This window comes from Sphaerisporangium melleum (assembly GCF_014646695.1).
Taxonomy (GTDB): Bacteria; Actinomycetota; Actinomycetes; order Streptosporangiales; family Streptosporangiaceae; genus Sphaerisporangium; species Sphaerisporangium melleum.
This window is the reverse complement of record NZ_BMNT01000008.1, coordinates 22,527-40,147: the sequence shown is the minus strand read 5'-3', so window position 1 is coordinate 40,147 and position 17,621 is coordinate 22,527. Positions and strand designations below refer to the sequence as shown.

General features: G+C 70.6%; 19 protein-coding genes. 8 read left to right on the top strand and 11 right to left on the bottom strand.

Annotation, left to right across the window (positions count from 1 at the left end; translation table 11 throughout):
* Positions 1-607, top strand: a 607-nt coding sequence (locus tag IEY93_RS08735; RefSeq protein ID WP_229690986.1) for a sugar phosphate isomerase/epimerase family protein, incomplete at its 5' end; no start/stop codon positions are given.
* A complete protein-coding gene (locus tag IEY93_RS08730) occupies positions 604-1,707 on the top strand; it encodes a Gfo/Idh/MocA family protein (protein WP_189162476.1) in 1,104 nt (367 codons plus the stop codon). The genes IEY93_RS08735 and IEY93_RS08730, both read left to right, overlap by 4 nt.
* 169 nt (positions 1,708-1,876) lie before the next feature.
* Here IEY93_RS08730 and IEY93_RS08725 read toward each other — a convergent pair whose 3' ends face one another.
* The 5 genes from IEY93_RS08725 to IEY93_RS08705 form a co-directional block, all read right to left on the bottom strand.
* On the bottom strand, positions 1,877-3,151 hold the full coding sequence (locus IEY93_RS08725) for an erythromycin esterase family protein (protein WP_189162475.1): 1,275 nt from the start codon (positions 3,149-3,151) through the stop codon (positions 1,877-1,879).
* A gap of 246 nt (positions 3,152-3,397) precedes the next feature.
* The gene (locus IEY93_RS08720) at positions 3,398-3,841 is read right to left on the bottom strand and encodes a CBS domain-containing protein (protein WP_189162474.1); all 444 of its coding nucleotides are present in this window, start codon (positions 3,839-3,841) and stop codon (positions 3,398-3,400) included.
* A gap of 33 nt (positions 3,842-3,874) precedes the next feature.
* Positions 3,875-5,158, bottom strand: coding sequence for an ArsB/NhaD family transporter (locus IEY93_RS08715; RefSeq protein WP_189162473.1), 1,284 nt, complete (start codon positions 5,156-5,158; stop codon positions 3,875-3,877).
* 204 nt (positions 5,159-5,362) lie between these two features.
* Positions 5,363-5,911, bottom strand: coding sequence for a dihydrofolate reductase family protein (locus tag IEY93_RS08710; RefSeq protein ID WP_189162472.1), 549 nt, complete (start codon positions 5,909-5,911; stop codon positions 5,363-5,365).
* Between the two features lie 70 nt (positions 5,912-5,981).
* Positions 5,982-6,599 (bottom strand): helix-turn-helix domain-containing protein, encoded by a 618-nt coding sequence (locus tag IEY93_RS08705; protein WP_203968652.1) that lies wholly within the window; start codon positions 6,597-6,599, stop codon positions 5,982-5,984.
* Between the two features lie 435 nt (positions 6,600-7,034).
* Here IEY93_RS08705 and IEY93_RS08700 point away from each other — a divergent pair, with 435 nt between their 5' ends.
* The 3 genes from IEY93_RS08700 (at position 7,035) to IEY93_RS39705 (ending at position 8,399) form a co-directional block, all read left to right on the top strand.
* A complete protein-coding gene (locus IEY93_RS08700; RefSeq protein ID WP_189162470.1) occupies positions 7,035-7,868 on the top strand; it encodes a helix-turn-helix domain-containing protein in 834 nt (277 codons plus the stop codon).
* Positions 7,856-8,059, top strand: coding sequence for a DUF397 domain-containing protein (locus tag IEY93_RS08695; protein ID WP_189162469.1), 204 nt, complete (start codon positions 7,856-7,858; stop codon positions 8,057-8,059). The genes IEY93_RS08700 and IEY93_RS08695 overlap by 13 nt, the downstream gene beginning before the upstream one ends.
* Positions 8,060-8,177: 118 nt before the next feature.
* On the top strand, positions 8,178-8,399 hold the full coding sequence (locus IEY93_RS39705) for a DUF397 domain-containing protein (protein WP_372444504.1): 222 nt from the start codon (positions 8,178-8,180) through the stop codon (positions 8,397-8,399).
* A 140-nt stretch (positions 8,400-8,539) separates the two neighbouring features.
* On the opposite strand, the gene IEY93_RS08685 is transcribed toward IEY93_RS39705, so the two are convergent.
* The 5 genes from IEY93_RS08685 to IEY93_RS08665 form a co-directional block, all read right to left on the bottom strand.
* Positions 8,540-9,049 carry a MerR family transcriptional regulator gene (locus tag IEY93_RS08685; RefSeq protein WP_189162468.1) on the bottom strand — a complete coding sequence of 170 codons (510 nt, stop codon included), beginning with the start codon at positions 9,047-9,049 and terminating at the stop codon, positions 8,540-8,542.
* 313 nt (positions 9,050-9,362) lie between these two features.
* On the bottom strand, positions 9,363-9,698 hold the full coding sequence (locus IEY93_RS08680; RefSeq protein ID WP_229690985.1) for a cupin domain-containing protein: 336 nt from the start codon (positions 9,696-9,698) through the stop codon (positions 9,363-9,365).
* A gap of 184 nt (positions 9,699-9,882) precedes the next feature.
* Complete coding sequence (locus IEY93_RS08675) at positions 9,883-11,049, bottom strand: ABC transporter permease (protein ID WP_203968664.1); 1,167 nt, start codon at positions 11,047-11,049, stop codon at positions 9,883-9,885.
* A 110-nt stretch (positions 11,050-11,159) separates the two neighbouring features.
* A complete protein-coding gene (locus IEY93_RS08670) occupies positions 11,160-11,912 on the bottom strand; it encodes an ABC transporter ATP-binding protein (protein ID WP_189162465.1) in 753 nt (250 codons plus the stop codon).
* 224 nt (positions 11,913-12,136) lie between these two features.
* A complete protein-coding gene (locus IEY93_RS08665; RefSeq protein ID WP_189162464.1) occupies positions 12,137-13,219 on the bottom strand; it encodes a peptidoglycan-binding protein in 1,083 nt (360 codons plus the stop codon).
* Positions 13,220-13,526: 307 nt separating this feature from the next.
* Between IEY93_RS08665 and IEY93_RS08660 the strand changes: the two genes are divergently transcribed.
* A complete protein-coding gene (locus tag IEY93_RS08660; protein ID WP_189162463.1) occupies positions 13,527-14,201 on the top strand; it encodes a response regulator transcription factor in 675 nt (224 codons plus the stop codon).
* Positions 14,201-15,424, top strand: coding sequence for a sensor histidine kinase (locus IEY93_RS08655; protein ID WP_189162462.1), 1,224 nt, complete (start codon positions 14,201-14,203; stop codon positions 15,422-15,424). Before IEY93_RS08660 ends, IEY93_RS08655 begins: the two co-directional genes overlap by 1 nt.
* Positions 15,425-15,546: 122 nt before the next feature.
* Here the strand turns inward: IEY93_RS08655 and IEY93_RS08650 are convergent, their stop codons facing one another.
* Positions 15,547-16,125: a hypothetical protein gene (locus IEY93_RS08650; protein ID WP_189162461.1), complete on the bottom strand. Its 579-nt coding sequence runs from the start codon at positions 16,123-16,125 to the stop codon at positions 15,547-15,549.
* A gap of 173 nt (positions 16,126-16,298) precedes the next feature.
* Between IEY93_RS08650 and IEY93_RS08645 the strand changes: the two genes are divergently transcribed.
* Positions 16,299-17,585, top strand: a complete 1,287-nt coding sequence (locus IEY93_RS08645; protein WP_203968651.1) for a PP2C family protein-serine/threonine phosphatase — start codon at positions 16,299-16,301, stop codon at positions 17,583-17,585.
* Positions 17,586-17,621: the final 36 nt, after the last annotated feature.

Below are 17,621 nucleotides of genomic sequence, written 5' to 3'. Positions count from 1 at the left end.
CTTCCGCAGGACCGCCGACGAGCTGGGCCTCGCCGTGCCGAGCACCCACGCCTACGCCCTGTTCTCGCAGGAGCCGGACGCCGTCCTGGACGCCGTCGCCACGATCGGAGCGGAACTCGTCATCATCCCAGGCGGCATCCCAGAAGAGGACTTCACCACCCGCGACGGGCTCGCCCGTACCGCCGACCTGCTCAACGGCTTCGCCGAGCACGCCGGCCGGTACGGCATGCGCCTCGGCTACCACAACCACTGGTGGGAGATCGAGCCGCGGATCGACGGCGTCCACGCCCTCGAAGCGCTCGCCGGCCTGCTCGCCCCCGAGGTGTTCCTGGAGATCGACACCTACTGGGCCGCCGTGGGCGGCGCCGACGTCCCCGCGCTGCTCGACCGGCTCGGCGCCCGCGTCCTGGCCCTGCACGTCAAGGACGGCCCCGGCGTCAAGGACCGGCCGCACACGGCGGTCGGCCAAGGCGTGATGCCGGTGCCGGACTTCCTGGCCGCCGCCCCGGACGCGCTGCGCATCGTCGAGCTGGACAACTGCGACACCGACCTGTACCAGGCCCTGGCCGACAGCCACGCCTACCTCACCGGCCTGGAGCGCGCATGACCGCCGGCCCCGTCGGCGTCGCCCTCGTCGGAGCCGGCGCGATCAGCGACGCCTACCTGCGCAACCTCACCACGTTCCCCGACGTCCGCGTGCTCGGCGTCGCCGACCTCGACGTGGCGCGGGCCAAGGAGAAGGCCCAGGCGTACGGCGTACCGGTGGCCGGGGACCTGGACACCGTCCTGGCCGTCCCCGAGGTCGAGATCGTCGTCAACCTCACCATCCCGGCCGCGCACGCCGCCGTCGCCACCGCCGCCCTGCGGGCGGGCAAGCACGTCTACGGCGAGAAACCGCTCAGCCTCACCCCGGAGGAAGGGGAGAAGCTGCTGGCCGAGGCCACCGAGCGGGGCCTGCGCATCGGCAACGCCCCCGACACCTTCCTCGGCGCCGGCCTGCAGTCGGCGCGGCGGGCCCTCGCGGCCGGCCTGATCGGCGCGCCCGTCGCGGCGACCGCGGTCATGCAGAACCCGGGACCGGAGTCCTGGCACCCCAACCCCGAGTTCCTGTTCCAGCGCGGCGCGGGGCCGCTGTTCGACATCGGCCCGTACTACCTGACCGCGCTGGTCGCGATGCTCGGCCCGATCACCAAGGTCGCCGCCACCGCGCGGCAGGCCCGGCCGTACCGCGTGATCGGATCGGGCCCCAAGGCGGGTACGCGCTTCGCCGTGGAGATCCCCACGCACGTCATGGCGCTGCTCGACTTCACCGGCGGCGCGAGCGCGACCTCGACGTTCAGCTTCGACTCCCCCTCCCACGTGACGACGATCGAGATCATCGGCACCGAGGGCAGCCTGTCGCTCCCCGACCCCAACACCTTCACCGGACCGCTCAAGGTGCGCGCGGCCGGGGACGACGACTGGCGCGAGCTGCGCGTGACGGGCACCACCGTCGGGCGCGGGCTCGGCGTGCTCGACCTGGCCCGCGCGCTGCGCGCCGGCGTCCCGCACCGCGCGTCCGGCCCGCTGGCCCAGCACGTGCTGGAGGCGATGGCCGCCATCGCCGATTCCGCCGAGCACGGCGAGTTCCGGCGCCTGTCCACCACCGTCCGCGAACCCGACCCGCTCCCGGAAGGCTGGACCCCCGAAGAGGCCACCCTCAGCTGACCCGACCGAGACCGGCGGCGCGCCGGACGTCACCGCGGCTGCGCGGGCATCTCGCGAGCGGTCGCGCCCGGTGGGCAACCACGGTGAGCATCCCTGCGGGCGGGCCGGTCGGCGGCTGGAAGATCCGCCGACCGGCCCGCGCGAGCACGGCGGGGCAGGACCCGGGCTGTCAGGCCGGACGGGTGTGCTCCGTGCCGTTGGTCTCGGCGACGCAGACGACGGCGTCGAAACAGTCGAATGCGGGTTGGTCGCAGAAGTAGTCCGCCATCCGCATCCGGGTGTACCGCCCCGCGTCGGAAACCGCGGTCGCCGCGCGCAGGTCGGCGATGGTCCACGACGCCGACGACGCCGAGCCGGGGAAGGCCGACTCGATCGCCGCGTCTTCCAGAGGCGGAAGTGCCGTCTCCCGGAAGGGCAAGCCCCCGGATCCGGAGAGGTCACCGCTTACGATCGCCGTGCGACCGCCACGCGAGGTCACCGCGATGGCACGGTAGTCCGCGCCGAGTTCGGCGGCGAGGTGGTATCCGGCCGGGAACAGCTCACCGGAGCCGGATGGGACCGGCGCTTTCCTCAGGTGCCAATTGTGCGCGGTCAGCACGATGCGGGCACCGGGATCCCGCTCCAGCAGGTGCAGCACCGACTCGGCCATGTAGACATCGCGGAAAGTCGAGGCGACCTCGATTCCCTCATCGACCATGGAGCGGTGCAGTTGGTCGACCAGCCACGCCCCGCGCAACCGGTGCGCCGCCATGGCGTACTCGGCCGTCCGGCCACAGGCGCGCTGCCAACGCGCCGTTCGCTGGGTCCGTGCGACCAGTTCGGCCAGCACCGTGGTCAACGCGTCCCGCTCGGCCTGATCCACCGACGGATAGCCGAACAGGACCTTCATCGGCTCTGGATCATGGAGGCGTCCGGCGAGTTCCCGGGCCTGCGCCAGCTTGGGCAGTACGTCCGGGGCGTAGGTCTCGACGTACGCCGTGACCGCCTCGATCGCCGGCAGCGGCGACCCCAGCGAGCCGGGCAGGTCCGCGCCGGCGTACCGAACCGGCACGCCGCCCGGACGCCCGTTGTACGCCCGCAGCCAGCGCAGGACCTCGTGCAGTTCCGGCACGTCCCCGAGACCGAGGGCGACCGCGTCACGTACAACGTCCTCGACGGCGCCGGGTCCACCGCGGAGCCAACCGTCCAGCACTGTTCCCTCGGCGAACGGCGCTTCCATGGCGAAGATGGTGAACCCGCACCGCTCGACAAGGAATCGCAGCATCCGATGGCGTACCTGGTGGAACTCCCGGACATGGTGCGAACTCTCCCCCAGAGCGACCACACGCGCCGAACCGACGATCTCCGACAACGGGGCGAGGTCGTCCAGGGGCGCCCGCAGGTCAAGTGCCGCGACCGGATGCCCATGAGCACGAATCCAGTCGGCCAGACCGCCATCCGCCATGATCGCCACCACTCCATCAGCTCGGTGACTCTCGTAGGCGTACGACGCACACCCACGACCATGAGCGTACACCGTACACTTACCGGCGACATCCAGAGACCATCCGGCCTGCCTCCCATGGCCGCGCACGGCCCCAGAGGCGACGGCTCCAAGCGAACCGGCACGCGGCCGGCCGGGAACCCCGCCCCGGCCTCACAAGGACCACGGGGCCGCCGACCGCGCGCCGGATCGTGGCCGCGCCGGGTCTCAGGCGGGCAGGGCGCGGTTCAGCAGCGCCTTCAGGGTGATCGCCCCGAGCAGCCGGTCGCCGTCCACGACGGCGACCAGCGGGCTCTTGGTGCGGGCCATCAGGGCCGCCACCTCCAGCAGGGTGGCGTCCGGGTCGGTGATCGGAAGTTCGCGCGGCTGCTCCGGCAGGCACTCGCCGACCGTACGGGCGCCGAGCCCGCGGACGAACGCATCGGCCTGGTCCTCGTCGATGACGCGGGCCAGCGCCGGATCGTCCTGGCAGTAACGCGGCACGGCCAGCCGCAGCACCTGGGTGCCGGGCAGCACGCACAGCGGCAGACCGTCGCCGTCCAGAACGATCAGCCCCGGCAGGTCGCGCTCGGCGAGCAGACGGGCCGCCTCCACCGCCGGGGTGTCCGCGGTGACCGTGGGGAATCCGGACACCAGATCGCGGGCATGCACCGGAGGACCTCCTTCGCCTCTGTGAATTCGAGCCTAACCGGCGAGATAACGCAGCCACAGGTACGGGACCGACAGCCCCACCGTCACGACGGTGACCACCAGGCCGTACTTGGTGAACTCCCAGAAACTGATGCGCACGCCGTTGCGGGCGGCGATGCCGAGCACCACCACGTTCGCCGAGGCGCCCACCGCGGTCGCGTTGCCGCCGAGGTCGGCACCCAGGGCCAGCGCCCACCACAGCACCTGCCACTGCGGCCCGCCCGCGTGCACCAGGTCGGCGACGATCGGGCTCATCGTGGCGACGTAGGGGATGTTGTCCACGATGGCCGACAGCACCGCCGAACCGCCGAGCAGCCCCATCGTGGCGGGCGTCAGGTTGCCCTCGGTCGCCGAGGCGGCGGCCTTGGAGACCTGGCCGATGACCCCGGTCTCCACCAGGGCGCCGACCATGACGAACAGGCCCATGAAGAACACCAGCGTCGCCCACTCCACGTCGCGGATGGACTCCTCGACGGTGATCCTGGTCGCGGCGACCAGCAGGCCGGCGCCCAGCAGCGCGACGATCGAGGGCTCGTAGTGCAGCACCGGATGCAGGACGAACGCCGCGATGACCACGGCCAGCACGGCGAGGCTCTGCACCAGCAGCCGGCGGTCCTGGATGGCCTCCCGCTCGTTCAGCTTCATGATCTGGCCCGCGCGCTCGGCGTCGTACACGAAGGCCGACCGGAACAGCCACCGGCACAGGCCCACGAAGACGACCAGCAGCACGACGATGAGCGGGGCCAGGTGCACCAGGAAGTCGTTGAAGGTGAACCCGGCCCGGCTGGCGATGATGATGTTGGGCGGGTCGCCGACCAGGGTGGCGGTACCGCCGATGTTGGACGCCATGATCTCGGCGATGAGGTACGGCGCCACCGGCAGCGCCAGCCGCTCGCAGACCAGGAACGTGACCGGGGCGATCAACAGCACCGTGGTGACGTTGTCCAGCAGCGCCGAGGCCACCGCGGTGATCACGACCAGCATCACCATCAGCCGGAACGGGCGGCCCCGCGCGCGCTTGGCCGCCCAGATCGCGACGTACTCGAACACCCCGGTCTGCTTCAGCACGCCGACGATGATCATCATGCCGAGCAGCAGGAAGATGACGTTCCAGTCGATGCCGGAGTGCTCGGAGAAGAACGCCGACTTGCTGTCCACCGCGTGGATCAGCAGCATCAGCCCGGCCCCGCCCAGCGCGGCCGCCGTCCGATGGATCCGCTCGGTGGCGATCAGCACGTAGACGACGACGAAGACGATGACGGCCGCGATCGCGGTCACGGGGCGAACCTCCGGGGGTCGGCGGACAATTGCTCAGAACATCGCCGACCAGACTTCCCGGCACACCTATGAAGCTTCCCCGAACGCTACCAACCCCCGGCCCACTGCGACAGCGCCGCCCCCAGGGTCACCTGTCATCCCCGATGCACCACACGCGCGGCCACCCCCGCCTCCCACGACCGGCCGGCGTCCCCGTTGAGCCGGTCAGGCGGCGTTTTCCGGGACGTAGCTCAGGTTGAGCACGCCGGTCTGGAACGTCTCGGACCTGACCAGCTTCAGCGGGTGGGTCGGGGTGTCCTCGAACAGCCGCTGCCCGTGGCCGACCGCGATCGGGTGCAGGAGCAGGTTCAGCTCGTCGAGCAGCCCGTTGGCGAGCAGCCACCGCACGGTCGTCGCGCAGCCGGACATCTGGATGGCGCCGTCGGTCCGCTCCTTGATCTCGCGCAGTTCGGCCGCCACATCCCCGGAGATGACGGTGGTGTTGTGCCACTCCGCCTTCTCCATGGTGCTGGACAGGACGTACTTGGTCGCGTCGTTGATGAACTTGGCGAAATCCTGGTCCTGGTCGGTCGTCGTCCAGTACGCCGACCACTCGTCGTACAGCTTCCGGCCCATCAGGAACGCCGAGGCGCTCTGCATGCCCGCCTCGATCGCGGCGCCCATCTCGTCGTTCCAGTACGGGAAGTGCCACTGGTCCGGCGCCTCGACCACGCCGTCCAGGGAGATGAAGAAGTTCGCGACGATCTTGCCCATTGCTCCGCTCCTCGGTCGCCGGCCACCAGGAGTGGCCGCTGCGCCTGGCAGGGTATGCGAAGCGACCCGCTCAGGTCTTGTACAGAAGCGACAGCGGCTCGGATGTGTCCCGGTCGCTCAACCGCGTGGCGGTCTGCCCGATGTACCGGGCCAGCGACCGCGTCAGATGCGGCTGGTCGAAGTACCCGAGCCGGTGGACCACCTCGTGAGCCGGCACGCCCTCGCGGATCAGGACCGCCGCCGATCTGGCCCGGTCGATCTGCCGGACGGCGCCGCGGGTCAGCCCGGTCACCGCGACGAACCGCCGCTGAAGAGTGCGTTCGGACACCTGCGGCGCGGCGCCGTCCAGCACCGCCGCCACGAGCGGGTCACGGACCAGCACCCCTTCACGCACCAGTCGCTCGACGAACGCCTCCGCGTTGTCGTAGTCCGGACGGTGCCAGATGGACCCTTTCAGCCAGAAGGACCTGGCGGTGGCATCGGGGATCTCCACGCCGGCGTCGACCAGCCGGTTGACCGGAAGGTGCGTCATGGTGGTGCCGGCCGGGAAGCTGATCCCGAAGAACGTGGCCTCCTCCGGCACGGACGCCTGACTCGCCCCCGACTCCGGCCCGTGCACGGCCGCGCTCACCCGGCCACGGTGCTCCCAGAACACCAGATCCCAGTGCGCCGTCGCGACCGACATCATCCGGTCCACCCCCTCGCTCCGGCTCCGCCACACCCGAGCCACATAAGCCGAGTCCGACCCCCGACTCTCCACCTCCAACCCCATCCCAGCCCTGACCCCTCACAGACGTGACATACACCGCCACCCTGCCACACCCCACCCCACCCACCGCGGCCCCACCGGCCTGATCGCCGCGCCCTACCCGACACTCCCACCAACCGCCTCCGGCGCTTCACGGCATGCGACGCGCCGGCTCCACCGTCCGATTAGATGGAATCGCCATATCGTTCGATACGCCTATCCGGCCATTACGCGACCATCCCGCATTGCCAACAAAGCAGCGGTAGCCCTGGGGCATTCGTATCGGGTTCACAATCATGTGAACCGCGGGGCACGGCTTGCGAAGCCACAGCATCATGACAGGAGGATCGTCCGACGGCAGGAAAGGAACCGGTGATGACACCCCTGGAACCGGATCCCTCCATATCCCCCCGCATTCAATTCGGTACAGAACTACGCAAATTCCGGCTTTCAGCCGGGTTCACCCAACGACAACTCTGCGAGGCCGTGCATCTGTCGATCAGTCAGTTGAGCATGATCGAAAATGGCCACCGTGCGCCCACCATGGACCTGGCCCAGCGGGCGGACAAGATCCTCGGCCTCAACGGCGCGCTCGCGAGCTTTCTCGATCGCCTCAACCGCGCCGCCGCCCAACTCCCCCGGTGGTTCCGCCCCTGGCTCGACTACGAACGCGAGGCGGAGGCGCTGCACATCTGGGAGCTCGCCATGGTCCCTGGCCTGCTACAGGTAGAGGGATACGCGAGAGCCTTGATCGCGAATGAGCCGGGGGCAACGTCAGACCAGATCGACGAACGGGTATGTGCGCGACTCAACCGGCAGAAGATCCTGCAGCGACCTTCGCCCCCCATGTTGTGGGTCGTGTTGGACGAGAGCGTCCTCCACCGTATGGTCGGCGACCCCACTGTGATGAGCGACCAGTTGAACCATCTTCTGGAGTGGAGCAGAAGCCGCTCGGGCTCTCTGCAGATTCTTCCCCACACCGCGTACAGCACTGTCGGACTGCTGGGCAGCTTTACGGTCGCCGACATGCCCGGACGTCCCGCGTCCGTCGCTTATATCGACTCACAGAGCATGGAGGACCGGGTGAGCGATAGTACAGCCGAAGCTCGCGGTCTAGCATTCAGGCATGGCGTGATCCGAGCCGACGCCCTGCCCCGCCGGGAGTCGCTCCACATGATCAAGGAGGCGTTGCGACGATGGTCGATGTAACCCACCAACTCGCCGGCACTCAGTGGCGCAAGTCCAGCTTCTCCGGAGGGGACGGCAGCAACTGCGTCGAGGTGGCCCACCTGCCCGGGAGCAGGTACGGCGTGCGCGACAGCAAAGACCGCTCACGCCCCGCACTGGTCGTCGACAGAGCGGAGTGGAGCGCCTTCCTGAACCACATGCGAGCGGACTGACACCCGTTCAAGAGCCGAGGCTCGAAGCGGTGCGCCACTTCTTGGACCACCAACCTGGCGGATCCTGCCAGGGATGAACATCTGCTAATCGCTCCGCAAGATCAAAGAAGCAGAGACCGTGACAGCACGAGCACATGACCTGGCCAAGGAACTCACGAATGCCACATGGGTGAAGAGTTCCCGGAGCGGCACCACAGGCGGCAACCGCGTCGAAGTCGCATTGCATATCCGCAGCATCGTGGCCGTCCGAGACAGCAAAAGCCTTCACACCTCGGCAGTCCTGATCCCCCGAGCCGCATGGTCATCGTTCCTGACGAGCATGAAAAACCGGACGCTTTGACAACTGAACTCGCCCACTAGCGACAACTCCTCATATATTACCCCATATCAGGCAGGCAATGCCTCGGTATGCATAGAAGGGCTCGAACGGCCTCCAGGCGAGGCGGGAGAGATTCCCCGGCTGCCAGGCGGTCACTTCAGTTATTTGAACTCGTCGGCACGCTTGTCGTACATACCCGCATCTACCGAGTCCGTTGTCAGTTCCGTCAGGAGACGGCGTCGCTCTACTCGACGGTTTTCTCTGATGGCTAGGACGTCTTCCAGACGTACCTGGCGGTGGGCTGCGGAGCGACTTTTCACACGCTCAGGCGGGAGACCGCTGTTTCCCAGCAGTCTGAGCATGGTGGATCTGGAGACGCCGAGCAGGTTGGCGGCCTCGTAAGTCGACATCGTCATGTGCTGTGGTGCGACCGTTACGGCCAGGACCTGTGATAGCACCTCCACGATCTGCAAGAGCGCCTCATGGACCTGCGCAGGCAAGGGAAGCGGCGACGCTCCGTCCGGACCGGTGAGCAGCGCCGGACGATGGCCTACTGGCTGCTGTTGTCTGCCCAACTCCCCGACCAGATCAACGATGGCGGCCCGAGTTCGCGGGTCATCATCGGGCAAAAAGGTCCTCGCGTCCGCTGCAGGCAATGATGCGTTGTCCATCGAGTCCTCCGTCGCCCGGCGCCCCTGTACTGAGACAGCACATCAGACAAGGGTAGTGATACCGGCTCAGAGAACCGAGCGGACGGCGATAATCACGGATTCGCGACAGCCGTTCCTCTTACATGACGCTTTGTCGACTTTCTGGTGATTTTCAGCCAGGAGAAAGACTCGCAGGAACCGGTTTGCTTGGGCCGGTTGCCCCATTCATTTCGATGGGTGGGCGTGGGCCTCGCCCTTTGGGCGAGGCCCTGGTCTTTTCCGATCGGCTCACCGACCCAGCGGCCGGGCGATTCTTATGCGCTCACCGAGCTGGTCAGCGGGGGATGGCGACGGTCAGGAGGAGGGCGGAGTCCTCCAGGGCTTCGAGGCGGTGGCGGGCCTCAGGGATGACGAGGAGGTCGCCGGCCATGATCTCCCAGGAGTCGTCGCCGGCGACGATGCGGACCCGGCCGGAAAGGACGTAGACGGTGGCCTCGCCGTTGGCCTGGTGCTCGCTCTGCTCGGCGCCCTTGGCGAAGGCCATCAGCGTCTGCCGCAGCACGCGCTCGTGCCCGCCGACGACCGTGCCGGCCGCGTGCCCGCCGCGCGACGCGCTCGCCTTGTCCAGCTGCTCACGGGCCATGGCCACCAGAGAGAACTTCTGCGTCACGGTGCTTCCCCTCGTGTTCGGCACGGCCGTCAGGCGCGCGCGTCCCGTCGCGGGTCGCCGCGCCCTGACCGGAGTGGTCATGCGGGACGACGGAGGCCCGCCCCCTGTCGTAGGGGGCTCACCTCCATCTGTACCCCTTGCATGTCTACCCGTGACAGGGTTTTGACACCTTCCGCCGGGCGGGTCAGGACGTGGCCAGGGCCTCGGTGGGGGCCAGGCGGGCGGCACGCGTCGCGGGGTAGATCCCCGCGAGGGTGCCGATGAGCAGGGCCGCCAGTGCCGCGCCGCCGACCGACCAGGGCGGCACCACGACCGGCAGTCCCTTGGCCAGGGCGTAGGCGGCCGTGGCCGCCGCGCCGAGCAGGGCACCGGCCGTCCCGCCGAGCAGGGACAGCAGCAGTGACTCGGTGAGGAACTGGACCCTGATCTGGCCGCGGGTGGCGCCGAGCGAGCGGCGCAGGCCGATCTCCTTGCGGCGTTCCAGCACCGAGATGACCATCGTGTTGGCGACGCCGACTCCGCCGACCAGCAGTGCGACGCCGCCGAGGCCGAGCAGCAGGTTCGTGAACGCCCCGGAGGCGGCCGCCTTGGCCGCGAGCGCGTCCGAGGGACGGCTGACCTGCACCTCGTCGGGGTTCTCCGGGTTGACCGTACGCGGCAGCGCGGCGCCGACCGCCTCGACCGCATCGTCCGGCGAGCGTTCGTAGATCGTCGTCGGGTGCCCGTCGAAGCCCAGGTAGCGCTCTGCGGCCGGCCAGCCCAGCAGGGCGGAGCGCTCGATCTCGGGGGCCAGTGGCATCGCGTCCAGGATGCCGACCACGGTGAACCAGCGGCCGCCGATCCACACCCGCGGGCCCACCCGTTCGATGCCGAGCCGTTCGGCGGCGACCGCGCCCAGCACCACGGCCGGCTGCCGGGCCAGGGCGGCGTTCAGCCAGGTGCCCTGGCGTACGGTCCCCTCCAGGGCGGTGGCCAGGCCCTCGTCGGCGGCCTGTACGGAGATGCCTCCGGTGACCTCCGCAGGGATGCGGTCGGTCCTGCGGATGGTCGCGTCGACCTTGCCGGTGGCGCCGGCCTTGGTCACCGGGCCGATGCGGCGCACCATGTCCAGCGCCTCCTTCGGCAGCTTCGCGTTCTCGCCGAACAGGGTCTGGCCGGGCGCGACGGTGAGCAGGTTGGTGCCGAGGCGGTCCAGTTCGCGCAGGAGCTGCTCCCTGGACGAGGAGGACACCCCGACGACCGCGACCATGGTCGCGATGCCGATGGCGATGCCGAGCGCCGACAGCACGACGCGCGCGGGCCGGGTGCGCAGCCCGGCCGCGCCGACCCGCAGCACGTCCCCGGGCGCCAGCCGCGCCGGCACCAGCCGCCCCGCCCGGGACGTGCCCGCCGTCCGCGCTCGTCCGCCGGCCTTTTCCGGGGTGTCTTGCGTCGCGCGTACCCGCTCGCCGGTGGCCGGGTTCACTTCGCGCTCCTCTCGGTCGCCGGGAGGCCGGTGGACGGGCCCTCGTCGGCGGCGATCAGGCCGTCCCTGACCCGCACCCTGCGGGGTGTCCAGGCGGCGATCTCCATGTCGTGGGTGATGATCGCGATGGTGGTGCCGGAGGTGTGCAGCACCCGCAGGACCTCCAGTACCTCGGCTCCCGCCGCCGAGTCCAGGTTGCCGGTGGGCTCGTCGGCGAGCAGCAGCGGCGGGTCGGCGACGACGGCCCGGGCCACGGCGACCCGTTGCTGCTCCCCGCCGGAGAGCTGGTGCGGCCGGTGCCCGAGCCGGTGGCCGAGCCCGACCCGTTCCAGCGCCGCCGCGGCCCGTTCCCGCCGCTCGCGCAGCGGCAGCCCGCCGTACAGGGCGCCGTCGGCCACGTTGTCCAGCGCGGTGGCCCCGGGGGCCAGGTGGAACTGCTGGAACACGAACCCCAGGTGGCGGGCGCGCAGGGCGGACAGCTCCCGGTCGCTCAGCTCTCCGACGCGGTGCCCTGCGACGCTGACCTCGCCGGACGTCGGCCGGTCGAGGGTGCCGATCATGTGCAGCAGCGTCGACTTGCCCGAGCCGGACGGCCCGACGATGGCGAGCATCTCGCCCTCCTCGATGACCAGGTTCACCCCCCGCAGCGCCTCCACCTGGCCGCCGTACACCTTGCGCACATCGGTGAGCCGGACGACGGCACTCCCCGAGCCGGCCTCGCGACCCTCGTCGGCGATGTCGCCCGACATGCCGGAACCTCGCCCCTCGCCCGACATGACGCCCGGCGTCCCGGAACCTCGTCCCCCGCCCGACATGACACCCGGCGTCCCGGGAGCGTGTCGCTCATTCCCGATGACGCCCGGCGTCCCGGGAGCCTCATTTCCGATGACACCCGGCGTTCCGGAAGCGCGTCCCTCATCCCCGACCACGCCCGGCGCTCCGGGGGCCGCCGTGGCGTCCGCTTCTCCAGTGGTCACTTCGCCGGCACCCCGACCTTCAGGCCGGCGGCGAGGCCTTCGCCGGAGATCTCGACCCGGCCACCGCCGTACGCCCCGGTCTCCACGGCGACATAGCGGGACGATCCGCCCTCGACGACCTCCACGCCGTACCCGCCCTCGGCCAGGGCGAGCAGCGCCTCCACCGGTACCGAGAGCACGTCCTTCACCCGCTCGCTCTCCATGCTGACGCTGACCGGCGCCTGGTCGAGCTTCCCCACCTTCTTGACCGACTTCAGGGTGATCTCCACGTCGATGGTCACGTCGGTGTCCTCACCCGGCGCGCCGTCCCCGCCGCTGGACCGCGCGACCGTGCCGACGCTGCTGACCGTGCCCTTGACCTGCCGTCCCCCGGGCAGCTCGACGGTCACCGCGGCGCCCTTCCTCGCCATGGACGAACGATCGGTGTCCAGGTCCACGTGGACCGTCCGCTGGGTGGAGGTGACGGTGAGCGCCCGCCGGCCGGGCGCCACCGCGTCGCCGACCTCGACCTCGGCCGCCGACACCCGCACCGGGCCGTCCAGGAAGGCCACCTGGGCGGCGTCCACCGCACCGGTCTCCGGGAGCCCGCGGTCCTCCTGCCAGTCGAGGACGGCCTGCTCGGTGGCGTAGGTGAACTCGTCGTCCACCGTCATGTCGTCCCCGTAGCCGAGGGCCTTGAGGTTGGTCTCCAGCTGGCGGACGTCCGGGCCGTCCACGACGCCGCGCCGCATCGTCCGGTACACCGGGATCGTGCCGTACATCAGCACGAGCGGCTTGCGGTCGACCTTCAGCAGCGCCCGGCCCCGGGTGACGGTGGCCCCTTCCTTGGCGACCGCGGTGACCGTGCCGGGCGCGCCGGCGTAGACGCGCCGCTCGCCCGCGTAGGTGAGCGTGCCGTCCACCGAGGTCGTGTCGACCAGGTCCCCGCGGGTGATCTCCGCGGTCTGCCGGGCCGCCGAGGCGGCCGGCGTGGGCGTACCGGTGCCCGCGTTCATCACCACAGCCGCGGTGGCCGCTCCGGCCAGGATCACGGTCACCCCGATCCCGGCCGACAGGACGGCCACGCGCCGAGCTCCCATCAAGGTGTCACCTCCCTGCCAGGGGTCGCACGCCCGCCGGCATGGTGGGTTTCTAGCCAGGCCGGGGTTAGCCGCGGATAAGCCCTTCCGCCGCAGGCCCACGGCCTCTCGTCCGTCGCCGATGGGTTCTGGGGCGCGGCGAATGATCCTGCGCTCGGCCTGGCCGCGAGCGCTTACCGCCGGCTAACGCGCGCTGGGGCACGCTGGTCGGACCCGGCCCGTGTCACGGCACCCGCCGAGCTGCCGATCGCCGCTGATCACCGGTGATCCGCCGCACCCACCGCACACGACCGAAAAGGGGGGCGACATGCGTGTGCTCGTCGTCGAGGACGAGGACGAACTCGCCGGCGCGATCGCCCGGGGGCTGCGCCGGCGGGCGATCGCCGTGGACGTGGCCTACGACGGCGCCGAGGCGCTGGAGCGGCTCTGCCACACCGGCTACGACGTCGTCGTACTGGACCGTGACCTGCCCGAACTGCACGGGGACGAGGTGTGCCGGCGGCTGGCCGCCTCGGGGGCGGGCGGCCGGGTGCTCATGCTGACCGCCGCCGGGCGGGTCGGCGACCGGGTGGAGGGCCTGTCGCTGGGGGCCGACGACTACCTGACCAAGCCGTTCGCGTTCTCCGAACTGGTCGCGCGGATCCGTACGCTCGCCCGCCGGACGGCGCCGCGCCGTCCCGCCGTACTCGAACAGGCGGGCGTCCGGCTGGACCTGGCCGTGCGCGGGGTGCACCGGGACGGGCGGCCGGTCGCGCTCACCCGCAAGGAGTTCGCGGTGCTGGCCGAGCTGCTGCGCGCCGGCGGGGAGGCGGTCACGCCGAGGCAGCTCGTCGCACGGGCCTGGGACGAGAACATCGAGTCCGGGACGGGGGCGCTGCGCGTGACGATCACCACGCTGCGCAGGAAGCTCGGGGAGCCGGACCTCATCGAGACCCTCCCGGGCCGCGGCTACCGCCTGTCCTCGGCCCCGGAGGAGTGGTGATGGGGCGAGTGCGTGGGTGGTGGAGCGGGGTCGGGCTGCGCACCCGGCTCACCACGCTGTACACCGGCCTGTTCTTCGCGGCCGGCACCACGCTGCTGGGAGTCACGTACCTGCTCACCGCCCGCGCGCTGGAGCAGAAGCTCGTGATGGGGCAGACCACCAAGGAGCTGCCGCCCCCGCCGATCGAGTCGGCCAAGCCCATGGTGATCGCGTTCAAGATCCGGCAGGACGTGCTCGCGGAGGTGGACCAGGGCCGGCAGCAGGTGCTCAGCGACCTGACCCAGAACTCGGTGATCATCATGCTGGCCGTCGGGGTACTGGCGATCATCCTCGGCCACCTGGTGGCCGACCGGGCCCTGCGTCCGCTGCGCCAGGTGACCGAGACGGCCGAGCGGCTCTCGGAGAGCACCCTGCACGAGCGCATCGCGCTGTCCGGCCCGCGGGACGACGTGAAGCGGCTCGCCGACACCTTCGACGCCATGCTCGACCGGCTGCAGCGGGCGTTCGACGCGCAGCGGCGGTTCGTGCTGAACGCCTCGCACGAGCTGCGCACACCGTTGGCGATCAACCGGACGTTGCTGGAGGTGGCCCTGGAGGAGCCGGACGCCTCGGACGACCTCGTGCGCCTGGGGAAGGCGCTGCTCGGCACGAACGCCCGCCACGAGCGGCTGATCGAAGGGCTGCTGCTGCTCACCCGGTCGGAGAACGAGCTGGTGGCGCGCAAGCCGGTGGCCGTGGACGAGGTGGCGCTCGGGGTGGTGGAGTCGCTGGAGCCCCAGGCGCGGCGGCGGCGGATCACGGTGGAACGGCGGCTGGCCCCGGCGATGGCGGCCGGCGACCCGGTGCTCGTCGAGCGCTGCGTGTTCAACCTGGTGGAGAACGCGCTGAAGTACAACGTCAAGGACGGCACGGTCTGGGTGGACGTGACCGCCGAGTCCGGCGGTGGTCCGGACGACATCGTGATCCGCGTGGCCAACACCGGCCCGGTGATCCCTGGCTACGAGGTGGCCGATCTGTTCGAGCCGTTCCACCGGTTGCGCGAGCGGGTCGGCTCGGCGCAGGGCTCCGGCCTGGGGTTGTCCATCGTGCGGGCCATCGTGACCGCCCACGACGGACAGGTGGAGGCGGCTCCCCGGCCGGACGGCGGCCTGGTCGTCACCGTCCACCTCCCGACGGCGACCCGCCTCCCCGTCCCCCCGCGTCTCCCGGCCCCCACCCGCTGACCTCACTCGTACCCCGCGCCCCGGGCCCGTCGGCCGGTGTGCGCGCCGGGCCGTGCCGGGCGGCGAGGGCCGTGATCCCGGGGCCTCCGCTCGCCGGTTCCCGCCGCCGGTGCCGCGGCGCCTCAGGAGGGGGAGTGCTTCTCTCCCACGCCCGGGAGATACTGCTCGCAGGCCTTCTGCGCCGCCTCGAACTTGTCGCTGCCGCCGCCGCTCTTCGGCACCCTGACCTTCATCCCCTCGCCCGGCTGGGGGTCGGGTACGTCGATGCCGTGCTCGCGCATGCACTGGGCGAACTTCAGCATGGCGTCGCGATTACGCGGATCGGAGGCGTCCATGCGCTTGCCACCCGCCATGTACTTGTCGCAGGCCTTCTGCGCCTCCCTCATCTCGCCTTCCTTGTTCTTGTCGATCTTGATGGCCACCCGCCCGCCGGCGTCGGGGTCCTTCATGTCGATGCCGTGCTCACGCATGCACTGGGCGAACTTCAGCGGGTCGCTGGACACCGCCGGCGATGGGGAGGCGGCCGTCGCCGGCCCGGACGTCCCCTTCTGGGCCGAGGCGACGCCCGTACCGTTTCCTCCGCTCCCGCACCCGGCCAGCGCCAGCACCGGAAGCGACGCCAACACCAGGGCCAGTCGCCGGACCGTCATCTCGTCCTCCTCGTTGGACTGCCGGGCCCGATGCCCGGCGACAGGCACCATGTCTACGGACCATGGGATTAGCGACGGGTAAGGGCGGGCCACGCGTGGTTCCGGCGGCCCGGGCACCGGACAAAGCCGCACGTTCCATCCGCTATGCGGAAGATTTGCCAGGTCATGCCCCTTTCGGGCGGGCAGCTCGGGTAGGTTCACGCGGGAACGACAGGGGGCACGCCATGGCGAGGAGGCTCTCCGCCGGGGCCGCCGAAATGATCGCCGAAGTGGTCGAGGCCAGCCATTGCCTGGCTTTGGAGCGGCTGCCGGAATTGCTCACCGAGCACGTCCCGCGGGCCGGGCTGCGCGACGTGTTCCTCTATATGTCCGACCTCCAGCAGGAGACGCTCCACCTGCTGGGCGGGCCGCCGTCCACCACCACACGTGCCGGCGAGCTCGACGCACTCGTGGAACCCTTGGCGAGCGAGTGCACCACCGAGTGCGGAGAGCCCGTGGCGCTGCGCATCGAGGGAACGCTGGCCGGCAAGGCGTACCAGCAGATGCAGATCCTGAGCAAGACCGCCGAGGACGGCAGTCCTGAATGGTGGTGGGTGCCGCTGCTGGACGGCACCGAGCGTCTGGGCGTCATGCGGATCAGCGCCGAGGAGGCGACCGAGCAGACGATCGAGGACGTGCGCTGCCTGGCCTCGACCGTCTCAATGGTCGTGGTGAGCAGGCGCCAGCACAGCGACACCTATGCCCGGCTCGTACGCACACGTGTGATGAGCGTCGCCGCCGAGATGCAGTGGAACCTGATGCCGCCGCTGTGCTTCGCCAACCACCGGGTGGTCGTCGCCGCGGCACTGGAACCGGCGTACGACATCAGCGGGGACGCGCTGGACTACGGCATGGCCGGCGACACCCTGCACCTGGTGCTGTGCGACGCCATGGGGCACGACGCCTCGGCCGGGCTGACCTCGACGCTCGCCATCGCCGCCTGCCGGAGCTGCCGCCACCAGGGCAAGAGCCTCGCCGATACGGTGACCTCGGTCGAGGACATGCTGCAGGAGGAGTTCGGCGCCGACGAGCGCTTCGCCACCGCGCTGCTGCTCAGCCTGGACACCGCCACCGGCGTGCTCACCTGGGTCAACTGCGGCCATCCCCCGCCGGTGCTGCTCAGGGACGGGCGCTGGGTGACCACGCTGGAGTGCGAGGCGTCCCACCCGCTCGGCCTGTCCCTCGGCCTGCCCCTGGTGACCTGCCAGGAGCAGCTCCAGCCCGGCGACCGGGTGCTGCTGTACACCGACGGCATCACCGAGGCCCGCAACGAGGACGGCCAGGAGTTCGGGCTGCCGCGCTTCGTCGACTTCATCGTGCGCAGCGCCATGGACGGCCTGCCGGTGCAGGAGTCCCTGCGCCGGCTCATCCGCAGCGTGCTGGCCTACCACGACCGGCAGCTCCAGGACGACGCCACCGTCATGGTCATCGAATGGCGCGGCGCCACCGGCCGCTGCCCGTCACTCCCCTGACGGCACGGCGATCGACCGCATCGGTCTGGCCGGGCT

Bases quoted from the DNA above. Each gene is read 5' to 3' on its own strand.
- IEY93_RS08670 (WP_189162465.1), bottom strand. From the start codon at position 11,912: ATGTCGGGCGACATCGCCGACGAGGGTCGCGAGGCCGGCTCGGGGAGT.
- IEY93_RS08660 (WP_189162463.1), top strand. From the start codon at position 13,527: ATGCGTGTGCTCGTCGTCGAGGACGAGGACGAACTCGCCGGCGCGATC.
- IEY93_RS08725 (WP_189162475.1), bottom strand. From the start codon at position 3,151: ATGGCGGATGGCGGTCTGGCCGACTGGATTCGTGCTCATGGGCATCCG.
- IEY93_RS08710 (WP_189162472.1), bottom strand. From the start codon at position 5,911: ATGGGCAAGATCGTCGCGAACTTCTTCATCTCCCTGGACGGCGTGGTC.
- IEY93_RS08730 (WP_189162476.1), top strand. From the start codon at position 604: ATGACCGCCGGCCCCGTCGGCGTCGCCCTCGTCGGAGCCGGCGCGATC.
- IEY93_RS08645 (WP_203968651.1), top strand. From the start codon at position 16,299: ATGGCGAGGAGGCTCTCCGCCGGGGCCGCCGAAATGATCGCCGAAGTG.
- IEY93_RS08705 (WP_203968652.1), bottom strand. From the start codon at position 6,599: ATGATGTCGGTCGCGACGGCGCACTGGGATCTGGTGTTCTGGGAGCAC.
- IEY93_RS08700 (WP_189162470.1), top strand. From the start codon at position 7,035: ATGACACCCCTGGAACCGGATCCCTCCATATCCCCCCGCATTCAATTC.
- IEY93_RS08650 (WP_189162461.1), bottom strand. From the start codon at position 16,125: ATGGTGCCTGTCGCCGGGCATCGGGCCCGGCAGTCCAACGAGGAGGAC.
- IEY93_RS08695 (WP_189162469.1), top strand. From the start codon at position 7,856: ATGGTCGATGTAACCCACCAACTCGCCGGCACTCAGTGGCGCAAGTCC.
- IEY93_RS08655 (WP_189162462.1), top strand. From the start codon at position 14,201: ATGGGGCGAGTGCGTGGGTGGTGGAGCGGGGTCGGGCTGCGCACCCGG.
- IEY93_RS08685 (WP_189162468.1), bottom strand. From the start codon at position 9,049: ATGGACAACGCATCATTGCCTGCAGCGGACGCGAGGACCTTTTTGCCC.
- IEY93_RS08665 (WP_189162464.1), bottom strand. From the start codon at position 13,219: ATGGGAGCTCGGCGCGTGGCCGTCCTGTCGGCCGGGATCGGGGTGACC.